The sequence below is a fragment of the Lysinibacillus parviboronicapiens genome, assembly GCF_003049605.2.
Classification (GTDB): Bacteria; Bacillota; Bacilli; order Bacillales_A; family Planococcaceae; genus Lysinibacillus; species Lysinibacillus parviboronicapiens.
Genome location: NZ_CP073713.1, coordinates 502,980 through 527,535 on the forward strand (window position 1 = coordinate 502,980; position 24,556 = coordinate 527,535).

The window sequence follows — 24,556 nt, forward strand, 5'->3', positions numbered from 1 at the left end:
CCTCGGCTATGAGGTAGCCCCATTTTCATTTGATTTTTGAAATAACGGATAGAATCGCGAAAGTGACGGTACTGCAAAATCGACATTAGGAATGGATAGCATTCGCTGATTTCAATTGTTGAATGCGTTGATCTGTCACATGTAATGCTTGTAAAATCTCCTCGTTGTGTTGACCTAATGTAGGTGCCGCACTTGTCAATTGACCTGGCGTTTTAGAGAATTTTGCAGGAAAACCGAGGGTCCGCATTGGACCAGCAATTGGATGCTCATAAGAAAGGACCATACCGCGATCTAAAATATGTGGGTCATGTAAAGTTTGATTGTATGAATAAATAGGGCCAGAAGGTACACCGTATTCGTCTAATAACTGTAACCAATGAGCAGCACCATATTTCAAGAGTTCGCTTTCTATTTCTGTTTCTAATGTTTTTACATTTTGAGCGCGTAAGTAATTTGTGGAAAATAGTGGATTGTCTAACCAATCTGGACGGTTCACTACTTTGTTTGCGAAAATTTCCCACAGTTTTTGATTGCCCGCACCGATTAATATATAATCATCTTTTGTTTTAAAGCCTTGATAGGGTGCGGATACACGGTGTGCAGTACCTGTACGTTCAGGTAATTGCCCTTCACCAAAATAAGCAGCAGCTTCCCACACTGTCCAAGCTAGACCCGATTCTACAAGTGATACATCGACATATTGTCCTTCACCTGTTCGAAGCTTATAAATATAGGCCATTAATATAGATTGTAGGGCTGTTTGCGCTGCGGCAATGTCATTCACGGCAAAACCAACTTTGACTGGGCGGCCATCAGGTTCACCGGTCATATGCATTAAACCGCTAAGTCCCTGTGCCATAATGTCATAGCCACCTTTTTGACTATAAGGCCCTGTTTGTCCATAGCCTGAAATGGAGCAATAGATGAGCCCTGGATTAATGGCTTTCAATGTATCGTAATCGATACCCAGTTTTTTTGTGACACCTGGACGATAATTTTCTACAAGCACATCGACAGACTCAATCAGCTCTTGGAATAATTCTAACCCTTCAGGTGTTTTTAAATTGATACAAACACCTTTTTTATTACGGTTAACCATCATATACATATGACTTTCTTCATTGATAAAGGGACCCATTGATCGTGTATCGTCTCCATTTGGATACTTCTCAATCTTAATGACTTCAGCCCCCATATCCGCTAACACCATTGTGCAATAAGGACCGGCAAGTACTTGTGATAAATCGACTACTTTTAATCCTGCTAATGCTTGCTTCATATGTCATCAACCCCATTGTTTTTCACCAAAGTCACATTGCGTAAATCCTTGACAGATGTAGCACCTGCTAATGCAATAGATACTTTTAATTCATCATATAAATTTGTCATGACTTTTTCGACGCCTTGTTGTCCATCTAGTGCTAGTCCGTAAACGAAAGGACGCCCGATTGCTACTGCATCAGCACCTAACGCAAGTGCTTTAAGCGCATCCATACCGCGATAAACACCACTATCTAAAATGACAGGAACTTGTCCATCCACCACTTCAACAATAGCAGGTAGTGCATCAAGCGAACCAATGACACCGTCTAATTGGCGGCCGCCATGGTTGGAAACGATAATACCATCTATGCCATTGTCTACAGCCAGTTGTGCATCTTCTGGATGTAAAATACCCTTTAGCAAAATAGGTAATTTTGTATGGCGTTTTAATTCACGCACATTTTCCCAATTCAATGTAGGATGGAACACATTTTGCAAGACACCTTGCACATACGATTCAAAAGAATTATCCGGTAAAGAGGCCATAAAAACAGGGTCATTGACATAATTTCCGCGTGCATAGCCAAGCTTTAAAGGGGAGAATTGATTACGTACATCTTCCTCCCGCCAACCGAGCATCACTGTATCGACAGTTAAGACAATGGCTTCAAAGCCGGCAGCTTCTGCGCGAGCAACCATGCTGTATGCAATTTCTTCATTAGTAGACCAATATAATTGGAACCATTTTGTCGCATTTGGAGCTGCTTGAGCAACATCTTCAAGTGCGTAACTGGAAACCGTACTTTGAATATAGGGGATTTCTAAATGATTGGCTGCGCGCACAACAGCTAGCTCGCCATCTTCGTGTGCCATTTTATTCATACCAACGGGTGCAAACAATAATGGTGTTGGATATGTTTTCCCGAATAATTCAATCGTTGTATCGATGTTTGCTACATTATTTAAAAAACGGGGGATAATAGAATATTTTTCGAAGGCGGCACGGTTATTGCGTAATGTTTGTTCGCCACCTGCACCAGAGCGCACATAGCCATAAGGGCCAGCATCGATTTTTTCAGCGACGGCTTTCTCTAGATCAGCAAAAGAAATAGGAAAGGGAGCTTGCGCGTTTATGTTTTTTAATAGTAAATCGCCATTTGTTGTGTTTGTCATCATTATTACCTCCTTATTTATTGAAAGTGGGCTTTCGTTTATTTAGAAATGCTTGAATACCCTCGTTGTAGTCATCAGAGCTAAATGAATCAAGAATCATTTGCGCCAGTTCTTCGCTTTCTTCGGTCTCGCCATCTACAATTGCTTGAATAATTTTTTTAATGCCCGCATTGGCAACAGATGATTTACTTAATAAAAGTTTGGCAAACTGTAATGTTGCTTCTTCAATTTGAACTGGTTCATGTAATGCTGTAATTAAGCCAATGTTTTTTCCTTCTTCAGCTGTAAAGATATTCGCTGTATATAAAATCTCTTTTGCTTTTGCAACACCAACAATATTTATCAGTCGTTTTGTACTTTCAAGGTTATAGATAATACCAATATTCGCAGCTGTAATACCAAGTTTACTTTTTGGCGTTGCTAGTCTGAAATCACAAGCATTGGCTAGCTCTAAGCCGCCTCCAATAGCTAAGCCTTGTATCATCGCAATTGTAGGCTGGGGAAATTTATAAAGTATATCAATGGCTTTCAAAGCTAAGTCGTTGTAGGCTTTCGCATGTTCAGCCGCATAACGAATATCTAAAAATTCACTAATATCAGCGCCAGAGCAAAAGGCAATGTCATTTACTCCGCGCACGATTAATACTTTTACAGAAGAATCTTCACGTAAAATTTCTAGGTTATCTACAATGGCCTGGAACATCGCTTTCGACAAGGAATTACGTTTATCAGGACGATTTAACACTAATGTAGCAATATAGCCATCTCTCTCTACATATATTTCAGTTGTCATGCGAATCCTCCTATTAGTCTTTTTTTAGTTTTGCAGCAAAGCGGTTACCAAGAGATTGAATGCTTTGGACAAGAATAATTAAAATAAAGACAGTTGCATACATCACATCTACTTCATAGCGCAAGTGACCGTAACGATATGCTAAGTCACCTAAACCACCAGCTCCAACCATACCCGCCATTGCAGTTGCCCCGATAAGACCGACTGTTGCGATAGTTAAGCCTAAAATAATAGATGGACGTGCTTCTCGTAGTAATACATGCCAAATAATATGACGACGTTTAATACCCATTGCTGTATAAGCTTCCACCACACCAGCGTCCACTTCTAAAAGCGCTGTTTCCATTAAACGAGAAATATAAGGGGCAGTATAGATGACAAGTGGTACAATGACACCTTTTACGCCAATCGTTGTCCCTACGATTATCTTCGTAAATGGAAGGATGAAGAATAGTAAAATGATGAATGGTACAGAACGGACGATATTAATGAGTAAATTGACAAGTTGATACAAAAATTTATTTTCAAAGGATTGTCCAGGGCGTGTTAAAACGATTAAAAGCCCTAAAGGAATCCCGATTAAAATGGAGAACAATAAAGAAATACTGACCATTTGGAAGGTTTCAATCATAGATTTTCCAATAATGTGTGACCAATCTGTAAAGAAGTTTTGAATGCTATCCATGTAGTTCGCCTCCCAATTCCTCAATGGTTACGCCGTTTTCTGTGAAAAACGTAAGTGCTTTTTGTACGATATGTACTTCACCGTTTAAATGGACAACGATATTACCGACAATGCCATTTTTTAATTCAATAATATTGGCTGTTAAAATGTTTGGCTGTACATCATAAATTTTGCTTACTTCGGCAAGTAAAGGTTTTCCAGTACTTTCGCCTAAAAAAGTTAAACGAATGACACTGCCTGAAACATTTAACTGTTTGATTAGCGTAGGGGATAAATTACGTTGTGAAATAGTATTTAAAAATTTTCGAGTCGTTGGATGTTGGGGTCTTGCAAAAAGCGCAATAGCAGAGCCAAACTCTACGACTTTACCAGCCTCAAGAACAGAAACGTCATCGCAAATCTTTTGTATAACATTCATTTCATGCGTAATTAGCAAAATCGTAATGCCAAGCTCACGGTTGATTTTAAGTAATAGCTCCAAAATAGCATCAGTTGTTTCAGGATCAAGTGCACTCGTTGCTTCGTCACTTAGTAAAATTTCTGGCTCTTGTGCAAGCGCGCGAGCAATCGCGACACGTTGTTTTTGACCACCTGATAATTGACTTGGATAGCTATCTAATTTCTCTGTCAGACCAACAATTTCAGCGTACTTAGCAACACGATTTTTTACTTCCGTATCGCTATAACCAAGCAACTTTAACGGTACGGCAATATTGTTATAGACCGTTGCCGTTTTTAAGAGATTAAAATGTTGGAAGATCATGCCAATCTTTTGGCGTGTGTGGCGAAGCTCATTTAATGACAGAGTTGTAATATCTACGTTATTAATGAATACTTTACCTGCTGTTGGACGTTCTAATAAATTCACGCATCGAATAAGTGTACTTTTTCCGGCACCACTATAGCCAATAACTCCATGAATTTCACCTTTTTTCACATGAAGATTAATGCCATCAACTGCTTTGACAGTACCTGTTTTTGTTTTGAATTCTTTTGATATATTTTGTAATTGAATCATATGCTATTTCTCCTTCCTAAAGGAAAAAGTTACCGTTTAGACGGTAACTTTTGTCGTGTTGTATTACCAGCTTGGAATTACAGAACCATCGAATTCTTCCTCAATAAATTTTCGTACTTCGTCCGATTGATAAGCATCAACGAATTTTTTAATCGTTGGGTCTTCTTTGTTTTCAGCACGCACAACAATGTAGTTTACATATGGAGAGTCAGTAGATTCTAAAAGAATGGAATCTGCTTTAGGATTAATGCCAGCTTCTAGTGCGAAGTTTGTGTTAATAGCCGCTACATCTACTTCACTTAATTGCTTTGGAATTTGTGCAGCCTCTAGTTCAATAAATTTTAAGTTCTTTTTGTTTTCTTCCACATCGTGAATGGACGCTGTCAAACCAGTGCCTTCTTTCAATTTGATATAGCCTGCTTCTTGCAGGACGAATAGGGCACGGGCACCGTTTGTCGGATCATTTGGCAAACCAAATGTTGCACCGTCAGGAATTTGATCTAATGATTTATATTTTTCAGAGTATACCCCCATTGGATTTAAAATTGTTTTTCCAACAGGTACTAAATCTGTATCATGGTCTTTATTAAAGGTATCTAGAAACGGTTCATGTTGATAGCTGTTGGCATCTAAATCACCTTGTGCTAATGCCGTATTCGGTAAAACGTAATCAGAGAAAGATTTTAGTTCAACCTCTAAGCCATTTTCTTGTGCTACTTTGGCAGCAACCTCTGCAATTTGTTCGTGTGGACCAGATGTTACACCAACTACGATTTTATTTTCGTTAATAGCCTCACCAGCACCTTTGCTGTCGTCTTTACTACCGCAACCAGCTAATGCCACTGCTAATGTGAGACTTGCTAAACCTACTAAAAATTTGCTTTTCTTTTTCATGAAAAATTACCTCCAAAGTTGTTTTATCGGTTTTTGAAAATAAAAAAAACTCTCTTACAAACTTAAGAGAGGCTCATGAAAAGAAGTCCTCTCTTATCTTTCAAACGAATAATCGTTTGCAGGATTTAGCACCTTCCCAAAAAGGGGGGTTGCCGAGCTTCATAGGGCCAGTCCCTCAGCTACTCTTGATAAGAGATTTATAGTATTTTTGTAAATCCGATAGAACTAATATAATTTATAGGTTATATTAAGTCAATAAATATTTTAAATATTTTATAAAATTAAATTATATTCAATAGGGTTTTTTGATGATAGAAATTGCCCGTGAAGACGATAGTGCTGGGCATGAAGTCTCTGCTAGTGATATGTGAATATAATTATTCAGGGAAAGGGGTTTTTTTATGTCTGTAAGGGTTAATTATGGAGTAGGGTCATTTGGTAGAGTTATTAGTGCACGCATCTTAATGGGAACAGATATTGTCGAGGGAATTGAGGCTGTATGTAAAGAGAATGCAATTGCGTCAGCAACAATTGTTAGCTGTATCGGTAGTTTTCAAAAAAGTAGCTTTGTTTATTTAGTGCCAGATGAGACATCAAAAATTAACGTAAGCTTTAGTGAAATCATTGAAAAGGCAGGGCCGCTAGAATTTATACAAGGTTCGGGCGTTGTCTGCAAGCGTGATGATGTATATGAAACACATTTCCATGGCTCGATGAGTGATCAATGGGGAGGTGTGTCTGGTGGCCATTTTATAAAAGGTGGCAATCCAGTCATTACCGCGGATATTGTTTTAGCGGAGGTACGGGGCGTACAGCATTTTAGACGTTTCGATGAAGAAACAGCGCATGTTCAATTTTATCCGCTAGAAGAAGGATTAGACAGCCCTCGAAAAATAAATAAATAACAAAAAACTGTCCGCACGTTGATTGGACAGTCTGTTGGTCTATTTAAATAAATTTAATTTCTCAATTCTTATTACGACTTCACGTAAACGTTCTTCGCTGACAAGTAAGCCAACGCGGACATAGCCTTCACCATACTTACCGAAGCCATTGCCAGCTGCGACAGCAATATCAGCCTTGTCGAGTAATAGCTCGGCAAATTGCTCACTTGTATATCCTACTGGGACAGGTAGCCACGCAAAGAACGAACCTTTTGGTGCTGTTACCTGCCAGCCGATTCGTTGTGCTTCCTCCACGAGAACATTGCGACGGCGTTCATAGGTTGCCCTAAGCTCTATTGCACACTCCTGTGAGGAAGTAAGTGCTATAGCTGCTGCTTGTTGAACAGCAGGGAATTGGCTACAAAATAGATGATCCTGAATAACATTAATCGCTTCAATAATTTTAGCGTTGCCAACGGCAAATCCAATACGCCAGCCGGCCATATTAAACGTCTTAGATAATGTATACATTTCAATGCCGACATCTTTTGCGCCTGCTGCTTGTAAGAAGCTAACAGGTTTATTGCCATCAAAGCCAATGGCGCCATAGGCAAAATCATGTGATACGATAATATTATGTTCTTTAGCAAAGCGAGCAGTTTCTTCAAAAAACTCTAGTGTCGCTGTACCACCAGTAGGGTTATTCGGATAGTTTAAGTAAAGTAACTTGGCACGGGCTTTTACTTCGTCTGACAAAGCCTTATAATCAGGCAAGAAGGCGTTTTCTGCAAAAAGCGGCATGACATCAAAATTTACATCACCTAGTACAACGCCTGATAAATAGTCAGGATAGCCTGGGTCAGGTAGTAGCATATAATCACCAGGATTTAAAACAGCCAGTGGTAGTTCAACAAGACCAATTTTGGTACCACCTAGAATGGCTACTTCCGTATTAGGGTCAATGTCGACATTATATTCTCGTTTGTAAAAATCAGCCGCAGCTTGACGCAATTCTGCGATACCACGAAATGGAGAGTATTTATGATGTTGTGGATTTTCGGCTGCTTGTTGTAAGGCTTTAATAATGTGTGGAGGTGTGGGCTGATCGGGATTGCCTTGTCCAAGATTAATAACATCTCGTCCTTCTGCAAGAGCCGAGTTGACTTTCTGCACAAGTGCCGCGAAAAATTGTGTGGGCAGTTGCTGTAGTTTTTTAGAGAATTCCATGTACTTTCACCTTTTTCAGAATATAATAATTATTGTAGATATGATGCAAATACTATTACTTTTTTTACGTATTGTCTAGACCCTTTATTTATCAAGGGTTTGAAATAGGTCTTTGATTTCGTCCATAAATTCTAATACTAACTCAGATTTTTCTTCTGTATCATATTTTAATGCTTGGTCGATTAATATAGTGTTGCTAACAAAGTTAATCTTTTCTAATGAATAGCGGCTATCTCTGATTCACGAAGGCCAACTAAAGCTGCTAACTTATAAATAACTCGATATTTCAGATTTAAGCTTTTTATTGCTTCCAACATTATTGATAACTGATTTGCATCATAAAATTGTAATGCTTTTTGACGGGGTTCTACATAAGGTTCTTTTACACCAATCATCGGATTTTCTTTAATTAATTCCCACTCAGAAGCTTTCGAAAAAATACTTTTCAACACATTGTATTTGTTGCCTAAATTTTTACGTTCTTCTTTTTTTTCCTCAGAAAAATATTCAACGATGTGGAACTTCTTAATTTTTTTTATCTTGATATTATCAAACCTATAAAACGTCCCGGTTTTCAAAATGCGTAAATAATGTGATTTTGTCGCAGGTGATAAATCAACTCTCACATAATTATAACAATCTATACAAGAAGAACTGCAAAAAATGGTTGAAGGTCTATCTAAAAGCGGACACGTAGCTTTTGACGGTAGAACTCTTGATGAATTAAGCGAGGAAGAATTAGAAGATAGAGAATCGTCTTGCTCGGCAAATAATTCATCAGGTAACAATAACTCGACAGCAAATGTATTAGCCTCTATTTCCAATTTATCTGTAGAGAAAAGGGTATGTAATTTTAAAAAGGAAGTGTTGATGTCAGGATGTTGAACGGCATGGCCTAATTCATGGCCGCAAATAAAGATTTGAGATTTCCTATTAGCATTTTCAAATTGCCTGCAGTTTTCGCATCGTAGATACCAATGTGTGAAATATCTCCCCAGGACTCACTCGCAATGGGAAATAAAACATCAGCGCTATTAGATATTTGACCATCTGTTGGTGTAGCAAATGCTACAGATTGACGTGAATAACTTGCAGCGTGGGGCCAGGTATCGATATTTACATTGGGCGAGTTAACGCCTCACCAATGGGAATGTTTCCGATTAGCGTTGATGTTAACCGAAACAGAATTGCAGACGCAGGGTGTTTCTATTGCATCGTCCGGTACAACATTAAATAGCGTAATAACGGAGCTGCAGACGCAAGGTGTCAAAGTAGTACAATCGCCTATTATCATACAAACAAAAACTGAAATAATTACAAGCGTTGTTGTTTCAACAATAGATTATCAAACGGATATGATGAGATACTTGCCCTTGTATGAGCGTAAATCAATCGTCTTTAGAACGGTCCTTACCTCATACGATAGGGAGCTTCGAAATACTGAGCAACAGCTTGAAATTGTGAATCGCAACATATTTGTTGATACAGCCATTGAAGCCTTACCTATTTATGAACGTGATTTTGGAATTAAACCAAATAGCACATTACGCTATGACCAACGTAGAGAACAAATTGCCTCACGAAATCGCGCAAGCTTTGGCCAAACAACCGAAGAAACCATTAAAGCTGTAGCAGTTGCTTATTGTAATGGTGAAGTAGAAATTAATACAACAAGTACACCAGGCGTATACGAGATAAAATTTGTTGGAACAAAAGGGATTCCGGATAATTTAACAGGTCTTATGCAGGCAATTGAAATTATTGTTCCGGCCCATCTGCAGTTTGACTATGCATACACATTCAGCGTTTGGGATTTTGCAAGTAATCGAACATGGGGCAGTGTTAGCGATATTACATGGGATGATATACGAATATGGAATGAGGCGAGCTAATGAAATATACACCAAATTTTAACTTAAAGAAACCCAATTTAACGGACAGTATTTTGATTTCAGATATAAATGAAAATATGGATACTATCGATGCTGAAATCAGTGGATTAAAAGAAGGTACCGCATCGATTCCTGATTTAGAGACGGTAGATAAAACGTTGGCTGGAGCCATTAATGAAGTTAAAAACGAAGTAATTAAAGTGAAACAAGAAATGGCCAATCACGTTATCGATTCTATGCCGCACGCGTACAAAAATACTGATAATAATAAAACCTACCGATTAGGCTTTTGAACTGAACCCTATAAAGTAGACAGTTTAATAAAAGACCATTCTCTACATTAAACAGCGATTAGATGACTTCGGTATGCTGCCGGAGTCATTTTTTTTAATGTCCATTGCTTTCTTGTATTGTTGTAGTGCTCCATATAATTATCTACCATATATTCTAATTCTGCTAAGCTTTCAGCTTCTTTATAGTCTATTTCATCTTTAAAATGCCCAAAGAATGATTCCATTGGCGAATTATCTAGGCAGTTTCCTCGGCGAGACATTGACTGAAGTAATCCCATTTCTTTGACGCATTTTTGAAATGCTGGGTGTGTATAATGAAAACCTTGATCTGAATGAATCATCGCTTCTGGATGTAAATTGTCATTGATATGCTCTTCTAATTTCTTTAGCGTACGATAAACAAACTCCATGCGGAAACTTGTCGAAACGTCATATGCAACGATTTCTCGTGTTGCAACATCCTTTATACACGATAGATACGCTGTTTGTCCGCCACGGTATTGTAAATACGTAATATCTGTTAAAAACACTTTGCCTGGCTCTGTTTGATGAAAATTACGATTTAGATGATTAGGTACTTGACGATGGATTTCTGTAGCTTTGGAAAGATTTCGATAAGGGTTTGCACGTCTTACTTTCGAATATAGATTGAATTTACGCATTAATCGTAGAATTTTTTTATGATTCATCGGGATTTCAAGTAGTTCTTCTAGTGCCATGTAAAGTCCTCGATAACCCACTTTTCCTTTTGACGCATCATAAATCTTTTTTAATAGGACGTAGTCCTGAAAATCTGCTTCTTCACGTATCGCTTGTTTCTCACTATTTTGGAGCCATTTATAATAACCACTGGGGCTTACATTTGCCAAATAACATAAATAACGTGTCATATTTTTCAACTGATACAGTCGAATGGTATCATTAATTGCTTGATACTTTTCCCTTGGCATTAAAATTGCCGTTTCTTTGCCTGCCTTTCCATCTCGTCTAGCTTTTTTAACAGTGTTAATTCAGCTTCAAGTAAACGAATACGTACCTCTGCTTTTTCTAATTTCTTTTCAGCCGATAGGTTTTCTTTCTTTGGTCGACCAGAACCTCCTTTTCCGCGTCTTTCCTCCGAAAATGCTTGTTCTCCATGAGTTTTAAAAGATGCTCTCCATCGTTTAATCGATGATCTTGCTTTTTCCACACCAATCACTTCTAAATCAAATCCGTTTTCTTTAAAGATTTGTACTGGTCCCTTTCCAGCTAGATTTTCTTTGACCGCAAAAATTTTAAATTCCGGTGTATATTGAATAGAACGATCTGATACAGATGCTACAAATCGATTTGCTTCTATTTGTCGTATTTGATATTCGTTAAAAATGATTTTACTCATGCTAATTTCTCCCGTTCTTAATTTCGTATATTTCAGTATAACGGGTTTTTTAGTGAAATGAACAAAAAAACCCAAATAGGGTCACTTTTTAAAGTGTCCACTATTCGGGGTTCAGTTCATTTGGCGTTGATGCAGGTGGCTTTTATTACATTCAACATGAGGGTGAGTAGATGGCAGATATTGAAAAAGGTTATTTTCCTGATAAAGCTACACAAATGGAAATTAAACGAGGTGTAGACGATGTTAAGGCAAAACAAGAACAACTTAAACAAAGTGTAAATAACATAAGTACTCAAATTAACAATAAAAGTGTTGGCAAAGTATTAAGGTCTAGAACCTATATAGCTAATGCTACGTTTACCGTACCTACAGGTGTCACAGAGGTTTACGTTACTGGTGGAGGTGGTTTCGGTAGTAACGATACTGCTCAGAAACATGGAGCTACAGGAGGCGTTACTGCGTTTGGTAATTTGCTAGCCCTAAGCGGCGGCGGTGGTGGTAAAGGAGGTAATGCAAGCATTTCTACCGGCATAGGTGGAACATCAAACATTGGCTGGTAAGGGCAGTAATAGTGAGCCTTACTACGGCGGTGAACCTGCTGTTGATATACGGCAAGAACACGTAGGAAGAAATGGTGGTTATTGCAGCGGTGGAGGCGGTGCTGACTTTGTTTATAGACGCAACGTAGCAGTAACGCCTGGTGCTGGCTATTCCATAACAATAGGTAAGGGCGGCGCTGGCGGACATCCAAGTCTTTCTGGCAAAGGCGGCGACGGCATATTAACAATAGAATGGTGGAAGTGATTAAATGAAATTCGCACAAGTTTTTATGACAAAGCACATTGGGTTTTTGAAAATGTGAAAAAGCCTGATTTTGCACCGAATATTGTTTTAATCGAAATTACAGACAAGCACGAAGTAAAAGAAGGTTGGGATTACAACGCCAAAACAGGCGAATTTACAGAACCTACTATTCCTGAACCATTGCCAATCGAGCCACAACCTACTGTTGAAGAAATGCAAGCACAAACGTTATTAAACACAGAATTATTGCTTACGATGAAAGAAATCGGAGTGTAAGGAGGAGTGAGCATGAATATGACTTACAGTGCTGCAAGGTTATTAATTACTAATCAAAAATGTGATTACGATGAAATGGCTACAAATTTAAGTTTGTTTTTAATGACGAAAAGAATAAACCAAGACGAGTATACGAAGTTATGCGCTTTGATGGATGAACAACAAAATAAAGCAACAGACGAAACGCAAGCATAAGCTTAGCGTTATTTTTATTGTCTAAATTTAGAGGGAATCCTTTCCTTTCATCGAATAAGGTAGGATGAGAGGCGGTGTATGTATTTTAATTGAGCGTATTAAGAAATGACTCAGTTTTTACAAATAATCTAAAAGAAGCGTATGAATTTGCACATTACTTATTCCTTACTAAAGGCATAGAAAATGTTAAAGTAGAACAAATTAACGGTGATTGCTATGTGCGATTTACTATGGAATATGGTGAAGGATATAGCGAAGAAATAGGTAAACAAATATGGAATATAATACAGCAATTCAATCTTGAAAGTTTAGTTTTTTATGGTGTGTATTAGGACGTTGTACGAGGATATATAACTGAGTAAAATTTTCTAAACATTATGCCTTCCACAATCATCTGTGGAGGGCTTTTATATTGGCGAAAGTAGGTGTTCTATGAGTATTGAAATGTCATTGCTTTTTGGTGCTATCGGTACTTTGTTATGCGTGCTTGGTGCAATTATAACAATGAAAAAAGATAGCAAAAATCAAGGCACTTCGGAAGCAAGTATTTTTTCAAAGGTGGATTATATAGCGCAAGGTGTAGATGATATAAAACTTGATTTAAAAGACCAGGCACGAAAAATTGAATCACAAAATGAACGTTTGATTCGTGTGGAAGAATCCGCAAAATCAGCTCATAAACGATTAGACAAAGTGGATGGAAATTCGAATGAAGATTAACTGGAAAGTACGACTACAACATAAACAATTTTGGGTGTCACTAATTGCATTACTCATCGTGCTCGCTAATCAAATAGCAGGCATTTTTTATGTAGATATTACAATTTATAACGATCAAGTAACAGCCATTTCAAAGACTGTTCTAAGCATCTTAGGCTTACTTGGTATTATCATCGACCCAACAACATAGGGGGCGTCAGATAGCGCACAGGCAATGGATTATGACAAACCAAAGGATGGTGTGAAATGAGTTACAATTCGTAAAAAGTTACTGACAGACTCACAAGCGAACAAAGTCACTTATGGTAAGGGAAATGCAAAAAAATACATTGTGGTCCATGAAACAGATAATACGCGTTCTGGCGCAGATGCAGACGCACATGCACGCTTACAATACAATGGGAATAGTCGTTCTGCATCGTGGCATTATACTGTGGATGACAAAGAAGCTGTACATTTTGAACACACTTGGAAATGTTGGGCTGCAGGAAGTAATACTGGAAACAATGAAAGGAATCCAAATTGAGGTTTGTGTAAATAGTGATGGCAACTATCAAAAAGCAATGCAGAATGCAGCAGAGTTAGTTGCTAAGGTTATGAAAGAGGAAGGAATACCAATTAGTAGAGTGGTCCAACACAACCACTTTAGCGGTAAAAATTGTTACGTGCTGGTAGAATTTTGGAATCAGTTTATATCAATGGTAGGTGCTTGCACAGGCAACACCCAGCAACAAAAGCCAGTTACGAACAATAATAAATATCGCGTCATGACAGGCACATATAGCACGATTCAAGCTGCAGAAAATGTACTTGATGTATTAAAACATCGCTTTGGTTGGGTATCTTATATTGAGCCAGACGGATCTAAATGGCGCGTTAAAACAGGGACATTTACAGGAATGGATGCAGCACAAGCAGGAGCAAATAAAATTAAAGCAGCTAAACTTGCCCAGGTTGCAAACGTTGTAGGTCTTTGATTTTTATAATCTAGCAAAAAAAAAAGCAAACCTCGAATAAGGTCACTTAAATTTAAATAGTGAAATTATTCGAGGTTTAATAAATATTATAATTATCCTTGCCAGTTATACCAAACTTGAATATTATCAACTCTTGCTAGTTTACTTGAAGTAGTAAGTTTAAAACGAACGCTTTTACCTCTTGTTAAAGCAGTCCAAGATGACATGTGAACAGTGCCTGTCCAACCGCCTGGGAGCTCTATACTATTGGCAGGTTTATTACTAGTTACTCCTCCATTACCATCATCATAAAATGCATTGACAGTAAGTTGTGGTGCTGAACTATTACAAGTTATTAGAGTATCAGCAGGATTAAAAAATGCTCTCCCTCTAAATCCTCCACCTATCCAAATATCACTACTAAATGAAAAACTATTAGTATCATATGTAGTTTTCATTGATCGTTTTACTCTCTTATGAGATTCAGAATCCTCAGGTGTGAATTGAATCATATCTTTTAGCTCTTCTGTAGTATAAGGAATTTGGTCACCGTTCTCATCGTAAATTTTAACCTGAGAGATAAATTCATCCGAATTTGGATCAATCGTTTGTGCCGAAGCATCTTGTGTTGTGAAATAGGTTAACCCGATTAAAGCGATAAAACCTAAAAATAGATGTTTAAATTTCATAATTCAACCTCCGAATGGTATTTTTTTAACTACTTTTACAATATAATACATTCTTTGTGTAATGTCTACAAAATATTCCATTTCATTTGTCTAAACCCAAATAAGTAAAAATTAATGGGCTATTCTATAAACATTAATATCATAGTCATAAACATGTACTTTTTTTAATTCTTTTTCAAAGTGTTTTTCTATTTCATTTTTTAGTTGTATATTTAGGCTAGAAACTCCTAGGTATAAAGTTTTACTCGAACGATCATAAGACATATTTTGAAGACCGTATTCTTGGGACGCTTCTAGAAAAATATCTTCAGATTCCCAAAGTTTTTCAATTCTTTTGTTAGAATCTAAAGTTTTAGAAATAAGTAATTCTACACCTTTATTTGTTACTTTAAAAAAATCAGAGTAACCCTTTGGGAAAAAGATTAATGAAAGTATTATTAGCACTGATATGAGTAATAAAATTTTTTTCTTCATTACAGATACCTCCTGAAATTTAAAAATTTACTTATATTATACAACAAATTAATTTCCATTATTTGAAATTTATTATTTTCTAAATATTGGTAGAAACTAATGGTGTAACTGTAAATTTTGCTCAGAAATCATTTTGAAGAGAGTAATACTCTAAAATGTCATGAATCTAACAATAAAACCAAGCACTCATTAAAAGGTGAGTACCTGATTATTTTTATATCCCTAATAATTGCTTTTCTTCGCATCAAATTCTTCTTGAGTGATTAATTCATCTTCAAGTAATTCCTTTAATTCTCTTATCTCTTCACTAATATCAGACATATCCTTTTCTTGTTTAGCTGTTTCAGAAAGAAGTGAATCGGACTTTTTGGACATTGTTTTTAGATTCTCAATACCACTCTTAATTTCCATTGCAATGTGTGCTGGCACATCGTCAATGATAACTTTGTTACCTGTAGATACAATTTCAATAGTAGAGTACGCAAGCTTATTTGAAATGTTGATACTGCTATTGAAGCTAAGGGGATGCTTCTTTCATCGTTTGATGTGATGCCTTTGATTTCATGCAAAATGATGCGTTTGTCCGTAACATACAGCTGGGCTCTACCTTTATGCACATACAGCTAGAAGTGTTTCGCCTTGATCCGTTAGTCTATCATCAAACATTTGAATCTGCTTAGCCATAATTTTCTTCTTTCCAAATCCAGCTAATTTTATCGTTTCTGCGATTGTATCCATCCCATTCACCTTTTACAGATATTTGTAATTTCATTTTATGGAAAATACTTACATTAGTACATATAAAAAAGCCACTTATTTAAGCCACTTATTTGCTCAGTACAGAATGTTCAAAATACGTAATAGCTACTTTTTCGAAATTATTATAATCAAAGTTTACCCAATTGATTTTTGATATTTCACTTTTATGTAAGACAATTATTAAAACAATTTGATCTTGTTCATTACCGTATACATCAACTAAAGGCATCATCCATTCAATAGATATAGTAGGTTTTATGTCCTTATATGTATATAACTCCTGAAATATTCAGCAGATTTAGACATTAAATCTGTGCGCATCACATCTGCAATTGAATCTTTATCGCTATTTAATACAACTTTGAATCTATATGCATCTTTAGAAATAGATTCAACTCGGTTTTTACTAGTATTTGTTTTATCACCAAAAGTTTTATCGATAAAGTCTCCTGCCCGTGATTCAGGTAAAATAAATGTTTTTTCTGTAGCTGCAGTTGTTTCAACTGTGGTAGCATCTTTGTCTTCTACAGTAGGAGTTACCTCTTTAGGAGTAGCAGTTTTTTCCTCTCCACATGCAACAAGTAGCATGGTTAATAATGACCCTACATAAAATAGTTTTTTCATTTGTTATTACTCCCTTGATATTACCATTTTAGGAAATCGGAAGATAAAAGTACATATAAAAAAACAGACAACCAATATTAGTTATCTGTTTTAATATAAACAATTGGGTTTACTCATTCTCATCTTGCTTGATCGTCATAATAGGCTTCATTTGCAGCTTTTTGATTATTGCCTTTTAGATAAGCTAAAATCATACTAGGTCGTTTAAGTAAAATCCAGTCCCCATAATGGTCAAAACGCCTGCAAGAAGTAATCATACCTTTCTTTATTGTTCCGTATTTTTTTCCATTTGTTTTACCCAATTGTTTTAATCGTTTTGCAAAATCAGCATCTTCAGCCATAAGCATCTTCTCATTAAAACCATTAATTGCTTGAAAGTCCTTTCGATAGCACCAAAAAATCCCTACAGAAATCAATCCATATTTAAACAATAAGGGAACAATCAATAGCATGGTCGAAACAATGATTCCAAGCGAGACTCTTTCAAAATTTCCGTTTACGCCTCCTCCAATATATTGATTAGATGCTAGGTGCTTTTCAACTTCTGATAACAAGTGTTCTGTCATTCGAGTATCTGCATCAATTGTAATTAGAATTTCACCTTTTGCTAATGCTGCTCCAGCATTTCTAATCTTGGATAAATTTTTATCTTCATTTATCAATGTTACACAATTGTATGACTTTGCAATTTCCTCTGTTTTATCTGTACAACGATTAAGCACAACAATTACTTCAACTTGATTATTATAAAGTTGTGCAGCTTTTGCAATTGATTCGAGGCATCCCCCAATGTACTTTTCTTCGTTGTGAGCGGGTATAATAACGGAAAATTTCACATCATTTTCATTAACATCCTTAATAAATTGCTTGTTTTCAGACATAGAAAAATTCCTCTCCGTAGTTATAATTAGTACTTGCAAATTCAGTATACCATTTACATATAGGTATTTTTATGGCAATTTTATACCAATATATTCAAAATATAGCTACTTCATCACAGCTAAGATTGTATAATTGTTAAGCTTTTACTGTAACAAGGACATTAAGAGCTGTATTTGTAGGGACACATAACAAGGCTGTGGAGTGATTAAGTAATAAGGTAACTAAATCACCATCTGTGGAGGGCAAAGTGCGCAAGGAACGTCCAGTACCTTTCTATAACTGGCTGAAAGAATGTGATAGTCGAGCGGAAATATGTAATAGACCTAATTTGGAAAACTGGATTGAATGGTAATCGCTATGAACTAGAGGGGTTGGAAAAAGGGGTTATTCCATTCGGTTCATAGCGATTCCCCCTTATAATTTTAGTATTTATTTATTTTGTAATTTTTAAACAGTCTATTGTATAGAGAGAGGGGAATAGGTATGACACACTTTGAATACATGGAGCAACAGGGGCAAATGACAATATTTGATTTACAGGATGAATATGAAGAACTGCAGTTTAGAAAATCTTCCACAAATGTTAATAAGCCTGTTCTTAAAGGTTCACGGATAGTTGGGTATATTGTGCGGAGAGAAAAAAAGACCACCTTTTTAGGGGTAGTCTTAGAAAAAAACAGGCGATTTTGGGCGACCAAAAAGCGACCAACTTAATGAAAAAATCTAAATTAGAATACTTTTAGATGTAGTATAATGAAATATAGAAAAGCTAAAACGCAGTAAAATCAACGCTTTTAGAAGTATTTAGAGTTCTGTATACCTTAATCTTAAAAACTATTACTTTTTTTACATATTGTCTAGAGGGGGAATGAAAAATGAAAATCGGTTGTATTCAATTAAACGTAGGTTTTGGCAAAGTAGAAGAAAATTTCGCACGCGCAGAAAAAAAGATTCGTGAGGCTGCAAGTCTCGGTGCAGAGATTATTGTACTACCAGAGATGTGGAATACAGGTTATGCGCTTGAAAAATTACCAGAGCTTGCGGACGTCGATGGCGAGCGCACAAAAACATTTTTACAAGGTTTAACGAAAGAGCTTGGCGTACATATTGTTGGAGGCTCGGTGTCAACGAAAAAGGGCGACAAATTTTACAATACAATGTATACGTTTGATAACAAAGGGAAGCAGGTCGGAGAATACAGTAAGGCACATTTATTCCGCTTGATGGACGAGCATTTATATTTAGAAGCGGGTGATGAAATGAATCGCTTTGCACTTGGCGATATTGAGGCGGCAGGTGTAATTTGCTATGACATCCGCTTCCCAGAATGGTTACGTGCCCATGCATTAGACGGCGCAAAAGTCTTGTTTGTACCTGCACAGTGGCCAACACCACGCATTGATCACTGGAAAACATTATTACAAGCACGTGCCATCGAAAATCAATGCTTCGTCATTGCAATCAACCGTATAGCGAAAAAGGTGGAAAACTTCAACGGACAATCCATGATTATTCAGCCGTGGGGAGAGGTGCTGTGGGTTGGTGCAGAGGACGAAGAAGTGGCTGTTATAGATGTTGACTTCTCAATCGTCGATGAAGTACGAGGTAGAATTCCTGTTTATGATGACCGTAGACCTGGATTATATAGTGGCGTTGTCATGAAATAAAACTTAAGAAATTCACCATCTAAAACAATAACAGAAAGCTGCCTCTTAACACCAGATGTATGGTACTAAGGACAGCTTTTTTTATAGGAGACAAATGTACATTCACTAAAGCATAAGAAAGGCTAGACGAAGTATAAGTATAAATAAAACAGCGCCAGTTAATAGCAGTAATAATAAAATGCGCTTTTTTAAAGTACTGTCCATATGTTCCTCCTATTTCCTATAAGTAAACATGTACCCGTTATAGGATTTATGTATCACCATTACAATGCCCATTAACATAAAGTTGGATAGCAGTGAGCTCCCTCCATAACTTAAAAATGGCAATGTTACACCTGTTACTGGTAATAAGCCGAGTGTCATACCAATATTCTGTGTAATTTGGAAAGCTAATAAACTAGAAATACCAGCCCCCATTAATGCCATAAATGGGTCTTTTGCTTGGACAGTAATAAGTACAATGCGATAAATGACAAAGAATAACAACATAATCACAAAGGCACCACCTGCAAAACCAAATTCCTCAGCAATAGCAGAGAAAATGAAATCAGTATGCTTTTCTGGTACGTAGACATCGTTGTTTAAGTATCCCTTCCCAGTAAACTCACCAGATCCAATTGCTAAAAAGCCCTGTCGTACTTGAAAAGAGGAATCGGGATATTCATAGGGTTGTAGCCATCCGTAAATACGAGATACTTGATGTCCTGATAATTTTCCTAATAGTTTTTCCGTAAAGAAATCATTAAATTGCACATAAAGAATAACGACTGTACTCACAATAACCACTGGAATAGTCGTAAAGGCTACAAGTAATTTTGTGTGTATACCAGAAAAGAAAATCATCGGTAAAATCATCGCCATATACAACATAACCATGCCCGTATCAGGCTGCTTATAAACAACAAGTGTCGGTGGAATAACAATAAGTGCAATTTTAAGTAGTAGAGCTAAATCTGTTAAGTATGAAGGGCGCACATGCTTTTCCTGGTGAGCGACAATGACCTTACCAACAACTATTAAAAAGGCAAATTTCAAAAATTCCGATGGCTGTAGAGAACCTAAAAATGGAATCTGATACCAGGACTTAGCTTCATTTACAGTTCGTGCAATACTCTCTGGTGCCACAATTAACCCAACTGTCAATAAAACCATTAATCCGTAAAATGGCCAACCAATTTTCTTCAATTGTTCAATATCAAGCATTGCCACCCCGAACATCATTGAAAAACCGATAAGATAAAAAATACTTTGTTTTATAATAAATGAACTTGTATATTGTTCAAATACTACGCTACCTGAATGTACAAAAAGGCAACTAATTACACCGAGCAAAAATAAACTAACGACCAAACTGCCATCCAACTTCTTGAGCTGCATCATGCAAACACCCCCCTTAAATGAAAAAGTGTATATAGATAGACAACGATGGAAATGTGTGGAAGGTTGCTTGTTAAGGAAAACGTAAAATTCTTCGAGGAATTTTTACAAAAACATAACACTGGCTTTATATCTTCATACTATCATTATTGGTAAGAGTTGGAGAAGGAGCCGAAGATGATGCATTTTTTTCGTTACATAAAGGTGAAAGATAAGCTACTTGTTCTAATGATTGTTTGTGTACTTTCCAATGTATTACTAGGAGTATTTAGTGTAGATTATTTACGAAAAATGTCATGGCATGCGAGCGAAAGTTATACACAGGGTCTTGTACCCATTGGCTGGTTGAATGAGGTAGAGGAAGCACAGAGACAATTAGATTATTTAGTTGATACTAATGGTAGTGAACAAGAGTTGGCAGCCATTTTCAAAAATATTGAGAAACCTTTAGGTCAATTAGAAAATCTAGACATCGATAAAAAGATGGATCATCAGGTGAAAAAGTATAAAACATTGCTTGCACAACAACTGGAAATGATCGAAAACTATCAGCGGTTGGATAATAATGAGCAATCATTTTTATCGGTTAGCCAGCAAAGCCACGTCCTATTAGAAGAAACACAAAGCTACTTAGTGCAGAGAGCAGAGGAACAGCAGATAGCTTTCCAAAAGGATATGAAATTTGGTTATTGGTTACTCGGTGGTGTTTGCTTATTCGTTGTACTATTAGTAATCATTATAGGTTTTATTGCTACAAAGGCGATTAACGTACCAACACGACAGTTAAAGTCATTATTAAAACGTGCTGAGCAGGGGGATTTCACGGCGAATGCGAGCTACGTGGCACATGATGAGCTCGGGGAGGTTGTGCTGTCTTACAATCAGATGGTTACTGAGGTAAAACGATTACTTCATACGGTTACAAATAGTGCAGAAGAGGTTGAAGGAATGACAGCAATGTTGCAAGTATCGTCTGAACAATCTTCAACAACTACGCTTATAATTGCAAAGGATGTGCAAAACATTTCTAATTCTACAAGTGCCTCGACTTTAAAATTAGCCTCCAATACAGCTTCTTTGGAAGAGGTACTAACTGGTGTACAGGTCATTTTAGAGAAGGTTCAGCTTGTTGAGAGTTTTGCTCATGACACTGCACGTGATGCGGAAAGTGGAACAGAAATTGTCCAAGCAAATTTAGCACAAATACAGGCCATTAGGCTTGCAGTAGAAAAATCGAATACAGCTATTTTTAACCTTGTTGAGCGCGCGGCAAGTATCGATCATATGGTAGAAGTAATTGAGAAAATCACAGCACAAACCAACCTACTAGCGTTGAATGCCTCGATTGAAGCTGCTAGGGCGGGAGAGCACGGTAAGGGCTTTGCAATCGTTGCGAACGAGGTGCGCAAACTTGCCGAACAAACGGTCCTTTCTACACAGACGATTACGTCGATTGTGCAAAATATCCATGTAGATTCTAACTATGCTGTACAAATGATGGAGGGTGTTTTAACAGCGACTGAAAAAGGTGTGAATGTAACGGGTCAAACAGCAATTAGCTTTAATCATATTTTAGAAAAAGTACATACCATTAAGCCTTATATAATAGAAGTCTCGGCTACAGTTCAAGAAATTGCGGAGCATACGAAAAAGGTGAATGAAGATGCGGTGATGCTAACCTCACTTTCTAATACAAATGTTGCCTCCACTAAACATGTAGCAACGTTAACGGCAGATCAATTAGCCGCTCAGCAGCAATTTCATAGTTATATAAAAGAATTACGAAAAGTATCTAAGGTATTACAAATTGCTGTAAAGCGTTTTTTAATTTAATAACTTGAGATGATAGAGAACTTTCTTTGCGGTATAGACGGTAAAGAAGGTTTTTTTTATGTGAAGTAAACTATTTGTTCTTTTAGAGAGGACAAATGTATTTATATTCTTAGTGCGGAACAATATTTTTCCGAATCCATATACTAATAATAAGGGGTGTTACGGTAAAATTCCAAAAGTTATAAACATTGATGTTGTATTTTTAATATGAACACTTTATAATGAAATTCAGCAAAAGTGTTATTAAATCAATGTTTATATACGAAATTTTGTACTTTCGGTAAGTACAATTGTTCACAGGTGGAGGTTTGGAGATATGGAAAAGATTATGGTTACAGGAGCCCTTGGTCAAATAGGTTCTGAACTAGTGGAAAAGCTTCGTGGTATTTATGGAGAGGACAATGTATTAGCTACAGATATTCGAAAGCTTGATCATACAAAGGGTCCGTTCGAAGTATTGGACGTGACGGATGGACAAAGAATGCACGATTTAGCAAAGGACTTTGGAGCAGATACAATGATGCATTTAGCGGCTTTATTATCCGCAACTGCCGAAAGAAATCCTTTGTTCGCTTGGAATTTGAACATGGGTGGTTTAATGAACGCATTAGAAGTATCACGTGAATTGAACTTACAATTTTTTACGCCTAGTTCTATTGGTGCATTCGGACCATCAACACCAAAGGATAATACACCACAGGATACATTACAGCGCCCGACAACTATGTATGGTGTAAACAAAGTAGCCGGAGAATTATTATGTGACTATTATTTTGATCGTTTTGGCGTAGACACACGAGGTGTGCGCTTCCCAGGTCTGGTTTCTTATGTGACTCCTCCTGGTGGTGGGACAACAGATTATGCTGTAGAGATTTTCTATGAAGCAATTGAGCAAGGTAAGTACACTTCTTACATTAAAGAGGGCACGTACATGGATATGATGTATATGCCAGATGCATTACAGGCTATTGTAGATTTAATGGAGGCGGATAGTAAGAAATTAATTCATCGAAATGCCTTTAATATAACTGCTATGAGCTTTGAGCCATCACAAATTGCAGCTGAAATTAAAAAACATCTTCCACATTTCCGTATGGACTATATGGTTGATCCTGTACGCCAAGCCATTGCTGATAGTTGGCCAAACTCTTTAAATATTGAAGCCGCAAAAACGGAATGGGGCTTTCAGACAGAGTACGATTTAGCAAGAATGACAGCAGATATGCTGGAGAAATTAAAACTCAAGCTTCAAACAAAGGCGATTTCATAATAAATGAAAGAGGCTGGGACAAAAGAGAAAAAGTGTTAGATTGACTGATGTCGATCTAACACTTTTTTGCTGTGAACGTTGATGTCCACTACGGTGGACGCTTTCCGGGGGCGTGGCCTGAGACTACAGGCTCAGGCGTCACGCTAATCCCACAGGAGTCGCCGCCTTCGCTACCATCAACTAGTGCTCTCTTCTAACTTTTATTTATGCCAAAAGGAAGAACGTCTAAATTTTTTTCATTTTAGATAGCAAAAATTTAATACCTTTACTTCTCTTTCTTAAAATTTAAAGTTTTGTCCCAGCCTCTTTTATAAAAATACAATATATCTACATATAAAAGAAAATTTGTGGAATATATAGCATTAACTTTATTGTGCTAATATAATAGTGTTCAGAATATTAATAGTATTCAGTTAAAATAGTCTGTTAATATTTTTGCAAGAAATTTGGGAAAGTTCATGAGATGAAGGGATGGATGTTATTATGATGCAAGCACCGTTAGTGTTAACAAATTTCATTAAACGAGCAGA

The 24,556-nt window shown here is 36.9% G+C and carries 32 protein-coding genes, 1 pseudogene and 1 riboswitch; of the genes and pseudogenes, 15 read left to right on the top strand and 18 right to left on the bottom strand.

The genetic code is table 11. From position 1 onward, the window contains the following. Window positions 1-85 precede the first annotated feature (85 nt). The 6 genes from C9J31_RS02495 to C9J31_RS02520 all read right to left on the bottom strand — a co-directional run bounded on the left by C9J31_RS02495 (window position 86) and on the right by C9J31_RS02520 (window position 5,826). Window positions 86-1,279, bottom strand: a complete 1,194-nt coding sequence (locus C9J31_RS02495; RefSeq protein WP_107948310.1) for a CaiB/BaiF CoA transferase family protein — start codon at window positions 1,277-1,279, stop codon at window positions 86-88. Further along, a complete protein-coding gene (locus tag C9J31_RS02500; RefSeq protein WP_107948308.1) occupies window positions 1,276-2,436 on the bottom strand; it encodes an alpha-hydroxy acid oxidase in 1,161 nt (386 codons plus the stop codon). The genes C9J31_RS02495 and C9J31_RS02500 overlap by 4 nt, the downstream gene beginning before the upstream one ends. Window positions 2,437-2,449: 13 nt before the next feature. Further along, window positions 2,450-3,229: an enoyl-CoA hydratase/isomerase family protein gene (locus tag C9J31_RS02505; protein ID WP_107948306.1), complete on the bottom strand. Its 780-nt coding sequence runs from the start codon at window positions 3,227-3,229 to the stop codon at window positions 2,450-2,452. A 13-nt stretch (window positions 3,230-3,242) separates the two neighbouring features. Beyond that, window positions 3,243-3,914, bottom strand: coding sequence for a methionine ABC transporter permease (locus C9J31_RS02510; RefSeq protein WP_107948304.1), 672 nt, complete (start codon window positions 3,912-3,914; stop codon window positions 3,243-3,245). Next, window positions 3,907-4,932: a methionine ABC transporter ATP-binding protein gene (locus tag C9J31_RS02515; RefSeq protein WP_107948302.1), complete on the bottom strand. Its 1,026-nt coding sequence runs from the start codon at window positions 4,930-4,932 to the stop codon at window positions 3,907-3,909. Before C9J31_RS02515 ends, C9J31_RS02510 begins: the two co-directional genes overlap by 8 nt. 63 nt (window positions 4,933-4,995) lie before the next feature. Then, window positions 4,996-5,826: a MetQ/NlpA family ABC transporter substrate-binding protein gene (locus C9J31_RS02520; RefSeq protein ID WP_107948300.1), complete on the bottom strand. Its 831-nt coding sequence runs from the start codon at window positions 5,824-5,826 to the stop codon at window positions 4,996-4,998. Between the two features lie 90 nt (window positions 5,827-5,916). Next, a riboswitch (SAM riboswitch) is annotated at window positions 5,917-6,021 on the bottom strand. Window positions 6,022-6,227: 206 nt separating this feature from the next. Between C9J31_RS02520 and C9J31_RS02525 the strand changes: the two genes are divergently transcribed. Further along, complete coding sequence (locus C9J31_RS02525; protein ID WP_107948298.1) at window positions 6,228-6,731, top strand: PPC domain-containing DNA-binding protein; 504 nt, start codon at window positions 6,228-6,230, stop codon at window positions 6,729-6,731. Window positions 6,732-6,770: 39 nt separating this feature from the next. Here C9J31_RS02525 and C9J31_RS02530 read toward each other — a convergent pair whose 3' ends face one another. The 4 genes and pseudogenes from C9J31_RS02530 to C9J31_RS24195 form a co-directional block, all read right to left on the bottom strand. Continuing rightward, a complete protein-coding gene (locus C9J31_RS02530; RefSeq protein ID WP_107948296.1) occupies window positions 6,771-7,937 on the bottom strand; it encodes a pyridoxal phosphate-dependent aminotransferase in 1,167 nt (388 codons plus the stop codon). Between the two features lie 215 nt (window positions 7,938-8,152). Further along, window positions 8,153-8,563: a site-specific integrase gene (locus C9J31_RS23490; RefSeq protein WP_238602061.1), complete on the bottom strand. Its 411-nt coding sequence runs from the start codon at window positions 8,561-8,563 to the stop codon at window positions 8,153-8,155. A gap of 192 nt (window positions 8,564-8,755) precedes the next feature. Continuing rightward, a pseudogene (locus C9J31_RS24190) lies at window positions 8,756-8,857 on the bottom strand (ImmA/IrrE family metallo-endopeptidase); the annotation flags it as partial. Further along, window positions 8,833-9,051, bottom strand: coding sequence for a phage tail fiber protein (locus C9J31_RS24195; protein ID WP_420798413.1), 219 nt, complete (start codon window positions 9,049-9,051; stop codon window positions 8,833-8,835). The gene C9J31_RS24195 and the pseudogene C9J31_RS24190, both read right to left, overlap by 25 nt. 7 nt (window positions 9,052-9,058) lie before the next feature. Between C9J31_RS24195 and C9J31_RS02540 the strand changes: the two genes are divergently transcribed. Both C9J31_RS02540 and C9J31_RS02545 read left to right on the top strand, forming a co-directional pair. After that, the gene (locus C9J31_RS02540) at window positions 9,059-9,829 is read left to right on the top strand and encodes a putative phage tail protein (protein WP_107948293.1); all 771 of its coding nucleotides are present in this window, start codon (window positions 9,059-9,061) and stop codon (window positions 9,827-9,829) included. Beyond that, on the top strand, window positions 9,829-10,122 hold the full coding sequence (locus C9J31_RS02545) for a hypothetical protein (RefSeq protein WP_107948291.1): 294 nt from the start codon (window positions 9,829-9,831) through the stop codon (window positions 10,120-10,122). Before C9J31_RS02540 ends, C9J31_RS02545 begins: the two co-directional genes overlap by 1 nt. Before the next feature lie 47 nt (window positions 10,123-10,169). Here the strand turns inward: C9J31_RS02545 and C9J31_RS02550 are convergent. Continuing rightward, window positions 10,170-11,500, bottom strand: a protein-coding gene (locus tag C9J31_RS02550; RefSeq protein WP_211634930.1) for an IS3 family transposase whose coding sequence is annotated in 2 segments (ribosomal slippage) — window positions 10,170-11,122 and window positions 11,122-11,500 — 1,332 coding nt in all. Because the reading frame shifts where the segments join, the coding sequence is not laid out codon by codon here. 170 nt (window positions 11,501-11,670) lie between these two features. On the opposite strand from C9J31_RS02550, the gene C9J31_RS02555 reads away from it, so the two are divergent. From C9J31_RS02555 to C9J31_RS02595, 8 genes are all read left to right on the top strand, one after another. Then, window positions 11,671-12,060: a hypothetical protein gene (locus tag C9J31_RS02555; protein WP_107951721.1), complete on the top strand. Its 390-nt coding sequence runs from the start codon at window positions 11,671-11,673 to the stop codon at window positions 12,058-12,060. Further along, on the top strand, window positions 12,050-12,304 hold the full coding sequence (locus C9J31_RS02560) for a glycine-rich domain-containing protein (RefSeq protein ID WP_107951722.1): 255 nt from the start codon (window positions 12,050-12,052) through the stop codon (window positions 12,302-12,304). The genes C9J31_RS02555 and C9J31_RS02560 overlap by 11 nt, the downstream gene beginning before the upstream one ends. A 54-nt stretch (window positions 12,305-12,358) precedes the next feature. Beyond that, window positions 12,359-12,580 (top strand): hypothetical protein, encoded by a 222-nt coding sequence (locus tag C9J31_RS02565; RefSeq protein WP_202973825.1) that lies wholly within the window; start codon window positions 12,359-12,361, stop codon window positions 12,578-12,580. A 12-nt stretch (window positions 12,581-12,592) separates the two neighbouring features. Then, entirely contained in the window at window positions 12,593-12,775 is a 183-nt protein-coding gene (locus C9J31_RS02570) for a hypothetical protein (RefSeq protein WP_107951724.1), read from the top strand. A gap of 89 nt (window positions 12,776-12,864) precedes the next feature. Continuing rightward, window positions 12,865-13,107 carry a hypothetical protein gene (locus C9J31_RS02575; protein ID WP_107951725.1) on the top strand — a complete coding sequence of 81 codons (243 nt, stop codon included), beginning with the start codon at window positions 12,865-12,867 and terminating at the stop codon, window positions 13,105-13,107. 100 nt (window positions 13,108-13,207) lie between these two features. After that, entirely contained in the window at window positions 13,208-13,495 is a 288-nt protein-coding gene (locus tag C9J31_RS02580; RefSeq protein ID WP_107951726.1) for a hypothetical protein, read from the top strand. Then, window positions 13,485-13,685: a phage holin gene (locus C9J31_RS02585; RefSeq protein ID WP_107951727.1), complete on the top strand. Its 201-nt coding sequence runs from the start codon at window positions 13,485-13,487 to the stop codon at window positions 13,683-13,685. Before C9J31_RS02580 ends, C9J31_RS02585 begins: the two co-directional genes overlap by 11 nt. Before the next feature lie 268 nt (window positions 13,686-13,953). Further along, window positions 13,954-14,472: an N-acetylmuramoyl-L-alanine amidase gene (locus C9J31_RS02595; protein ID WP_244854863.1), complete on the top strand. Its 519-nt coding sequence runs from the start codon at window positions 13,954-13,956 to the stop codon at window positions 14,470-14,472. Window positions 14,473-14,564: 92 nt separating this feature from the next. Here C9J31_RS02595 and C9J31_RS02600 read toward each other — a convergent pair whose 3' ends face one another. The 6 genes from C9J31_RS02600 to C9J31_RS02625 all read right to left on the bottom strand — a co-directional run bounded on the left by C9J31_RS02600 (window position 14,565) and on the right by C9J31_RS02625 (window position 17,878). Further along, window positions 14,565-15,140 carry a hypothetical protein gene (locus C9J31_RS02600; RefSeq protein WP_107951730.1) on the bottom strand — a complete coding sequence of 192 codons (576 nt, stop codon included), beginning with the start codon at window positions 15,138-15,140 and terminating at the stop codon, window positions 14,565-14,567. Between the two features lie 111 nt (window positions 15,141-15,251). Then, window positions 15,252-15,614, bottom strand: coding sequence for a hypothetical protein (locus C9J31_RS02605; RefSeq protein WP_107951731.1), 363 nt, complete (start codon window positions 15,612-15,614; stop codon window positions 15,252-15,254). Window positions 15,615-15,836: 222 nt separating this feature from the next. Continuing rightward, complete coding sequence (locus tag C9J31_RS02610; protein WP_193767241.1) at window positions 15,837-15,989, bottom strand: SHOCT domain-containing protein; 153 nt, start codon at window positions 15,987-15,989, stop codon at window positions 15,837-15,839. A 234-nt stretch (window positions 15,990-16,223) separates the two neighbouring features. Continuing rightward, window positions 16,224-16,352, bottom strand: a complete 129-nt coding sequence (locus C9J31_RS23930; RefSeq protein WP_274520218.1) for a hypothetical protein — start codon at window positions 16,350-16,352, stop codon at window positions 16,224-16,226. A 276-nt stretch (window positions 16,353-16,628) separates the two neighbouring features. Further along, on the bottom strand, window positions 16,629-16,997 hold the full coding sequence (locus tag C9J31_RS02620; protein WP_107951733.1) for a hypothetical protein: 369 nt from the start codon (window positions 16,995-16,997) through the stop codon (window positions 16,629-16,631). Between the two features lie 119 nt (window positions 16,998-17,116). Further along, window positions 17,117-17,878 carry a glycosyltransferase family 2 protein gene (locus C9J31_RS02625; protein ID WP_107951748.1) on the bottom strand — a complete coding sequence of 254 codons (762 nt, stop codon included), beginning with the start codon at window positions 17,876-17,878 and terminating at the stop codon, window positions 17,117-17,119. 484 nt (window positions 17,879-18,362) lie between these two features. Here C9J31_RS02625 and C9J31_RS02630 point away from each other — a divergent pair, with 484 nt between their 5' ends. Together C9J31_RS02630 and C9J31_RS02635 are read left to right on the top strand one after the other, a co-directional pair. After that, window positions 18,363-18,593, top strand: coding sequence for a hypothetical protein (locus C9J31_RS02630; RefSeq protein ID WP_211634931.1), 231 nt, complete (start codon window positions 18,363-18,365; stop codon window positions 18,591-18,593). Window positions 18,594-18,754: 161 nt separating this feature from the next. Continuing rightward, entirely contained in the window at window positions 18,755-19,546 is a 792-nt protein-coding gene (locus C9J31_RS02635; protein WP_107947591.1) for a carbon-nitrogen family hydrolase, read from the top strand. Window positions 19,547-19,759: 213 nt separating this feature from the next. On the opposite strand, the gene C9J31_RS02640 is transcribed toward C9J31_RS02635, so the two are convergent. Beyond that, a complete protein-coding gene (locus C9J31_RS02640; protein ID WP_107947589.1) occupies window positions 19,760-20,926 on the bottom strand; it encodes an FtsW/RodA/SpoVE family cell cycle protein in 1,167 nt (388 codons plus the stop codon). Between the two features lie 174 nt (window positions 20,927-21,100). Here C9J31_RS02640 and C9J31_RS02645 point away from each other — a divergent pair, with 174 nt between their 5' ends. Next, window positions 21,101-22,756: a methyl-accepting chemotaxis protein gene (locus C9J31_RS02645; protein ID WP_244854865.1), complete on the top strand. Its 1,656-nt coding sequence runs from the start codon at window positions 21,101-21,103 to the stop codon at window positions 22,754-22,756. 316 nt (window positions 22,757-23,072) lie between these two features. Beyond that, window positions 23,073-24,026, top strand: a complete 954-nt coding sequence (locus C9J31_RS02650; RefSeq protein ID WP_107924456.1) for an L-threonine 3-dehydrogenase — start codon at window positions 23,073-23,075, stop codon at window positions 24,024-24,026. The last annotated feature ends 530 nt before the right edge of the window (window positions 24,027-24,556 follow it).

Excerpts from the sequence above, each read along its gene's own strand:
- C9J31_RS02640 (WP_107947589.1), bottom strand. The coding sequence starts at position 20,926 with ATGATGCAGCTCAAGAAGTTGGATGGCAGTTTGGTCGTTAGTTTATTT.
- C9J31_RS02585 (WP_107951727.1), top strand. The coding sequence starts at position 13,485 with ATGAAGATTAACTGGAAAGTACGACTACAACATAAACAATTTTGGGTG.
- C9J31_RS02545 (WP_107948291.1), top strand. The coding sequence starts at position 9,829 with ATGAAATATACACCAAATTTTAACTTAAAGAAACCCAATTTAACGGAC.
- C9J31_RS02580 (WP_107951726.1), top strand. The coding sequence starts at position 13,208 with ATGAGTATTGAAATGTCATTGCTTTTTGGTGCTATCGGTACTTTGTTA.
- C9J31_RS23930 (WP_274520218.1), bottom strand. The coding sequence starts at position 16,352 with ATGGATACAATCGCAGAAACGATAAAATTAGCTGGATTTGGAAAGAAG.
- C9J31_RS02520 (WP_107948300.1), bottom strand. The coding sequence starts at position 5,826 with ATGAAAAAGAAAAGCAAATTTTTAGTAGGTTTAGCAAGTCTCACATTA.
- C9J31_RS02630 (WP_211634931.1), top strand. The coding sequence starts at position 18,363 with ATGACACACTTTGAATACATGGAGCAACAGGGGCAAATGACAATATTT.
- C9J31_RS02515 (WP_107948302.1), bottom strand. The coding sequence starts at position 4,932 with ATGATTCAATTACAAAATATATCAAAAGAATTCAAAACAAAAACAGGT.
- C9J31_RS02620 (WP_107951733.1), bottom strand. The coding sequence starts at position 16,997 with ATGAAAAAACTATTTTATGTAGGGTCATTATTAACCATGCTACTTGTT.
- C9J31_RS02530 (WP_107948296.1), bottom strand. The coding sequence starts at position 7,937 with ATGGAATTCTCTAAAAAACTACAGCAACTGCCCACACAATTTTTCGCG.
- C9J31_RS02500 (WP_107948308.1), bottom strand. The coding sequence starts at position 2,436 with ATGACAAACACAACAAATGGCGATTTACTATTAAAAAACATAAACGCG.
- C9J31_RS02505 (WP_107948306.1), bottom strand. The coding sequence starts at position 3,229 with ATGACAACTGAAATATATGTAGAGAGAGATGGCTATATTGCTACATTA.
- C9J31_RS02610 (WP_193767241.1), bottom strand. The coding sequence starts at position 15,989 with ATGTCCAAAAAGTCCGATTCACTTCTTTCTGAAACAGCTAAACAAGAA.
- C9J31_RS02570 (WP_107951724.1), top strand. The coding sequence starts at position 12,593 with ATGAATATGACTTACAGTGCTGCAAGGTTATTAATTACTAATCAAAAA.
- C9J31_RS02525 (WP_107948298.1), top strand. The coding sequence starts at position 6,228 with ATGTCTGTAAGGGTTAATTATGGAGTAGGGTCATTTGGTAGAGTTATT.
- C9J31_RS02605 (WP_107951731.1), bottom strand. The coding sequence starts at position 15,614 with ATGAAGAAAAAAATTTTATTACTCATATCAGTGCTAATAATACTTTCA.
- C9J31_RS02645 (WP_244854865.1), top strand. The coding sequence starts at position 21,101 with ATGATGCATTTTTTTCGTTACATAAAGGTGAAAGATAAGCTACTTGTT.
- C9J31_RS02625 (WP_107951748.1), bottom strand. The coding sequence starts at position 17,878 with ATGTCTGAAAACAAGCAATTTATTAAGGATGTTAATGAAAATGATGTG.
- C9J31_RS02650 (WP_107924456.1), top strand. The coding sequence starts at position 23,073 with ATGGAAAAGATTATGGTTACAGGAGCCCTTGGTCAAATAGGTTCTGAA.
- C9J31_RS02495 (WP_107948310.1), bottom strand. The coding sequence starts at position 1,279 with ATGAAGCAAGCATTAGCAGGATTAAAAGTAGTCGATTTATCACAAGTA.
- C9J31_RS02555 (WP_107951721.1), top strand. The coding sequence starts at position 11,671 with ATGGCAGATATTGAAAAAGGTTATTTTCCTGATAAAGCTACACAAATG.
- C9J31_RS02635 (WP_107947591.1), top strand. The coding sequence starts at position 18,755 with ATGAAAATCGGTTGTATTCAATTAAACGTAGGTTTTGGCAAAGTAGAA.
- C9J31_RS02510 (WP_107948304.1), bottom strand. The coding sequence starts at position 3,914 with ATGGATAGCATTCAAAACTTCTTTACAGATTGGTCACACATTATTGGA.
- C9J31_RS02600 (WP_107951730.1), bottom strand. The coding sequence starts at position 15,140 with ATGAAATTTAAACATCTATTTTTAGGTTTTATCGCTTTAATCGGGTTA.